At 51.5% G+C, this 5,380-nt stretch carries 2 tRNA genes and 3 rRNA genes; all 5 read right to left on the bottom strand.

What is annotated here, in order from left to right:
* Window positions 1–25 precede the first annotated feature (25 nt).
* The 5 genes from rrf to PFU01S_RS21280 all read right to left on the bottom strand — a co-directional run bounded on the left by rrf (window position 26) and on the right by PFU01S_RS21280 (window position 5,210).
* Window positions 26–141: ribosomal RNA gene (gene rrf / locus PFU01S_RS21300) — 5S ribosomal RNA — on the bottom strand.
* 134 nt (window positions 142–275) lie between these two features.
* Window positions 276–3,168, bottom strand: a 23S ribosomal RNA gene (locus tag PFU01S_RS21295).
* 243 nt (window positions 3,169–3,411) lie between these two features.
* Window positions 3,412–3,487: transfer RNA gene (locus PFU01S_RS21290), tRNA-Ala, on the bottom strand.
* A 24-nt stretch (window positions 3,488–3,511) separates the two neighbouring features.
* Window positions 3,512–3,588, bottom strand: a tRNA-Ile gene (locus tag PFU01S_RS21285).
* A gap of 85 nt (window positions 3,589–3,673) precedes the next feature.
* A 16S ribosomal RNA gene (locus PFU01S_RS21280) occupies window positions 3,674–5,210 on the bottom strand.
* The 16S, 23S and 5S rRNA genes sit together here with 2 tRNA genes alongside, the layout of an rRNA operon.
* Between the last annotated feature and the right edge of the window lie 170 nt (window positions 5,211–5,380).

Here is a 5,380-nt window from a genome sequence, read left to right as displayed (position 1 = left end):
GCAGATAGGGGTTTTGCGAAATGAATCTTGACGATGACCTACTCTCACATGGGGAAACCCCACACTACCATCGGCGATGCATCGTTTCACTACTGAGTTCGGGATGGGATCAGGTGGTTCCAATGCTCTATGGTCGTCAAGAAATTCTGTAGCCAGAATGTCCTGTTGGACAGCCCAGCGAATTCGGATATGTGATGTTTGTGATGCGTTGCGAACTTTCGGTTCATGTCATCTTCACCACCGCAATCTGCAGAAGCAAATTGCTTGGGTGTTATATGGTCAAGCCTCACGGGCAATTAGTATTGGTTAGCTCAACGCCTCACAGCGCTTACACACCCAACCTATCAACGTCGTAGTCTTCGACGGCCCTTTAGGGGATTCAAGATCCCAGTGAGATCTCATCTTGAGGCAAGTTTCCCGCTTAGATGCTTTCAGCGGTTATCTCTTCCGAACATAGCTACCCGGCAATGCCACTGGCGTGACAACCGGAACACCAGAGGTTCGTCCACTCCGGTCCTCTCGTACTAGGAGCAGCCCCTCTCAAATCTCAAACGTCCACGGCAGATAGGGACCGAACTGTCTCACGACGTTCTAAACCCAGCTCGCGTACCACTTTAAATGGCGAACAGCCATACCCTTGGGACCGGCTTCAGCCCCAGGATGTGATGAGCCGACATCGAGGTGCCAAACACCGCCGTCGATATGAACTCTTGGGCGGTATCAGCCTGTTATCCCCGGAGTACCTTTTATCCGTTGAGCGATGGCCCTTCCATACAGAACCACCGGATCACTAAGACCTACTTTCGTACCTGCTCGACGTGTGTGTCTCGCAGTCAAGCGCGCTTTTGCCTTTATACTCTACGACCGATTTCCGACCGGTCTGAGCGCACCTTCGTACTCCTCCGTTACTCTTTGGGAGGAGACCGCCCCAGTCAAACTACCCACCATACACTGTCCTCGATCCGGATAACGGACCTGAGTTAGAACCTCAAAGTTGCCAGGGTGGTATTTCAAGGATGGCTCCATGAGAACTGGCGTCCCCACTTCAAAGCCTCCCACCTATCCTACACAAGCAAATTCAAAGTCCAGTGCAAAGCTATAGTAAAGGTTCACGGGGTCTTTCCGTCTAGCCGCGGATACACTGCATCTTCACAGCGATTTCAATTTCACTGAGTCTCGGGTGGAGACAGCGCCGCCATCGTTACGCCATTCGTGCAGGTCGGAACTTACCCGACAAGGAATTTCGCTACCTTAGGACCGTTATAGTTACGGCCGCCGTTTACCGGGGCTTCGATCAAGAGCTTCGCTTGCGCTAACCCCATCAATTAACCTTCCGGCACCGGGCAGGCGTCACACCCTATACGTCCACTTTCGTGTTTGCAGAGTGCTGTGTTTTTAATAAACAGTCGCAGCGGCCTGGTATCTTCGACCAGCAAAAGCTTACGGGGCAAGCCCTTCACCTTCGCCGGCGCACCTTCTCCCGAAGTTACGGTGCCATTTTGCCTAGTTCCTTCACCCGAGTTCTCTCAAGCGCCTTGGTATTCTCTACCTAACCACCTGTGTCGGTTTGGGGTACGGTTCCCAGTTATCTGAAGCTTAGGAGCTTTTCTTGGAAGCATGGTATCAACCACTTCATCGCCTAAAGGCAACTCGTCATCAGCTCTCGGCCTTGAAATCCCGGATTTGCCTAAGATTTCAGCCTACCACCTTAAACCTGGACAACCAACGCCAGGCTGGCCTAACCTTCTCCGTCCCTCCATCGCAATAACTGGAAGTACAGGAATATTAACCTGTTTTCCATCGACTACGCTTTTCAGCCTCGCCTTAGGGACCGACTAACCCTGCGTCGATTAACGTTGCGCAGGAAACCTTGGTCTTTCGGCGTGCGAGTTTTTCACTCGCATTGTCGTTACTCATGTCAGCATTCGCACTTCTGATACCTCCAGCAAGCTTCTCAACTCACCTTCACAGGCTTACAGAACGCTCCTCTACCGCATCATCATAAGATGATACCCGTAGCTTCGGTGCATGGTTTGAGCCCCGTTACATCTTCCGCGCAGGCCGACTCGACTAGTGAGCTATTACGCTTTCTTTAAAGGGTGGCTGCTTCTAAGCCAACCTCCTAGCTGTCTAAGCCTTCCCACATCGTTTCCCACTTAACCATGACTTTGGGACCTTAGCTGACGGTCTGGGTTGTTTCCCTTTTCACGACGGACGTTAGCACCCGCCGTGTGTCTCCCATGCTCGGCACTTGTAGGTATTCGGAGTTTGCATCGGTTTGGTAAGTCGGGATGACCCCCTAGCCGAAACAGTGCTCTACCCCCTACAGTGATACATGAGGCGCTACCTAAATAGCTTTCGAGGAGAACCAGCTATCTCCGAGCTTGATTAGCCTTTCACTCCGATCCACAGGTCATCCGCTAACTTTTCAACGGTAGTCGGTTCGGTCCTCCAGTCAGTGTTACCTAACCTTCAACCTGCCCATGGATAGATCGCCCGGTTTCGGGTCTATACCCAGCGACTAAACGCCCTATTAAGACTCGCTTTCGCTACGCCTCCCCTATTCGGTTAAGCTCGCCACTGAATATAAGTCGCTGACCCATTATACAAAAGGTACGCAGTCACCTAACAAAGTAGGCTCCCACTGCTTGTACGCATACGGTTTCAGGTTCTATTTCACTCCCCTCTCCGGGGTTCTTTTCGCCTTTCCCTCACGGTACTGGTTCACTATCGGTCAGTCAGTAGTATTTAGCCTTGGAGGATGGTCCCCCCATATTCAGACAAAGTTTCTCGTGCTCCGTCCTACTCGATTTCATTGATAAGAGATTTTCGTGTACGGGGCTATCACCCACTATGGCCGCACTTTCCAGAGCGTTCCACTAATCTCAAACCAACTTAAGGGCTGGTCCCCGTTCGCTCGCCACTACTAAGGGAATCTCGGTTGATTTCTTTTCCTCAGGGTACTTAGATGTTTCAGTTCCCCTGGTTCGCCTCTTGCACCTATGTATTCAGTACAAGATAACCAGCTTATGCTGGCTGGGTTCCCCCATTCAGAGATCTCTGGATCACAGTCTGTTTGCCGACTCCCCAAAGCTTTTCGCAGGCTACCACGTCTTTCATCGCCTCTGACTGCCAAGGCATCCACCGTATGCGCTTCTTCACTTGACCATATAACCCCAAGCAATCTGGTTATACTGTGAAGACGACATTCGCCGAAAATTCGCACGTCGCTCTTACGAGCAGAACTCACAAATTTTACCTTAGCCTGAATTCCAGCAGTGAAACTGGTCTTCAGTCTATTTCTATCACATATCCGAATTTTTAAAGAACGGTCTGACAAAAGTCAGAAATCAACATTCACACCGGAATGTTCATTTCTGTATTCTGAACAGTGCTGCAAACCTGAAGGATTGGTGGAGCCAAGCGGGATCGAACCGCTGACCTCCTGCGTGCAAGGCAGGCGCTCTCCCAGCTGAGCTATGGCCCCGTATTCTACGGCTGAACCAAGTAATGGTAGGTCTGGGCAGATTTGAACTGCCGACCTCACCCTTATCAGGGGTGCGCTCTAACCAACTGAGCTACAGACCTATAACAGGGTCGCGTTACAGCATCGTCTTTTACAATGAATCAAGCAATTCGTGTGGGAGCTCATCAGCAGGCTGATGTCGTCGATTAAGGAGGTGATCCAGCCGCAGGTTCCCCTACGGCTACCTTGTTACGACTTCACCCCAGTCATGAATCACACCGTGGTAACCGTCCCCCCGAAGGTTAGACTAGCTACTTCTGGTGCAACCCACTCCCATGGTGTGACGGGCGGTGTGTACAAGGCCCGGGAACGTATTCACCGCGACATTCTGATTCGCGATTACTAGCGATTCCGACTTCACGCAGTCGAGTTGCAGACTGCGATCCGGACTACGATCGGTTTTGTGAGATTAGCTCCACCTCGCGGCTTGGCAACCCTCTGTACCGACCATTGTAGCACGTGTGTAGCCCAGGCCGTAAGGGCCATGATGACTTGACGTCATCCCCACCTTCCTCCGGTTTGTCACCGGCAGTCTCCTTAGAGTGCCCACCATAACGTGCTGGTAACTAAGGACAAGGGTTGCGCTCGTTACGGGACTTAACCCAACATCTCACGACACGAGCTGACGACAGCCATGCAGCACCTGTGTCAGAGTTCCCGAAGGCACCAATCCATCTCTGGAAAGTTCTCTGCATGTCAAGGCCTGGTAAGGTTCTTCGCGTTGCTTCGAATTAAACCACATGCTCCACCGCTTGTGCGGGCCCCCGTCAATTCATTTGAGTTTTAACCTTGCGGCCGTACTCCCCAGGCGGTCAACTTAATGCGTTAGCTGCGCCACTAAAATCTCAAGGATTCCAACGGCTAGTTGACATCGTTTACGGCGTGGACTACCAGGGTATCTAATCCTGTTTGCTCCCCACGCTTTCGCACCTCAGTGTCAGTATCAGTCCAGGTGGTCGCCTTCGCCACTGGTGTTCCTTCCTATATCTACGCATTTCACCGCTACACAGGAAATTCCACCACCCTCTACCGTACTCTAGCTTGCCAGTTTTGGATGCAGTTCCCAGGTTGAGCCCGGGGCTTTCACATCCAACTTAACAAACCACCTACGCGCGCTTTACGCCCAGTAATTCCGATTAACGCTTGCACCCTCTGTATTACCGCGGCTGCTGGCACAGAGTTAGCCGGTGCTTATTCTGTCGGTAACGTCAAAATTGCAGAGTATTAATCTACAACCCTTCCTCCCAACTTAAAGTGCTTTACAATCCGAAGACCTTCTTCACACACGCGGCATGGCTGGATCAGGCTTTCGCCCATTGTCCAATATTCCCCACTGCTGCCTCCCGTAGGAGTCTGGACCGTGTCTCAGTTCCAGTGTGACTGATCATCCTCTCAGACCAGTTACGGATCGTCGCCTTGGTGAGCCATTACCTCACCAACAAGCTAATCCGACCTAGGCTCATCTGATAGCGCAAGGCCCGAAGGTCCCCTGCTTTCTCCCGTAGGACGTATGCGGTATTAGCGTTCCTTTCGAAACGTTGTCCCCCACTACCAGGCAGATTCCTAGGCATTACTCACCCGTCCGCCGCTGAATCCAGGAGCAAGCTCCTGTCATCCGCTCGACTTGCATGTGTTAGGCCTGCCGCCAGCGTTCAATCTGAGCCATGATCAAACTCTTCAGTTCAATACTGCTTGGGTTTTTAAGAAACCCTAAACTTGGCTCAGCAATCTCAAATGACTATGTGATTTCTCGCATGGTCACTTGTGATGCTGATAATCTTTCTGACTATCAGTCCGTACTCACAAGCACCCACACGAATTGCTTGATTCGATTTGTTAAAGAGCGTTTGGCTA

Origin of the sequence: Pseudomonas fulva NBRC 16637 = DSM 17717, assembly GCF_000730565.1 — a bacterium.
GTDB classification, from domain to species: domain Bacteria; phylum Pseudomonadota; class Gammaproteobacteria; order Pseudomonadales; family Pseudomonadaceae; genus Aquipseudomonas; species Aquipseudomonas fulva.
Note: the sequence above shows the minus strand (reverse complement) of the source record. Positions and strands in the feature narration are given on the sequence as shown.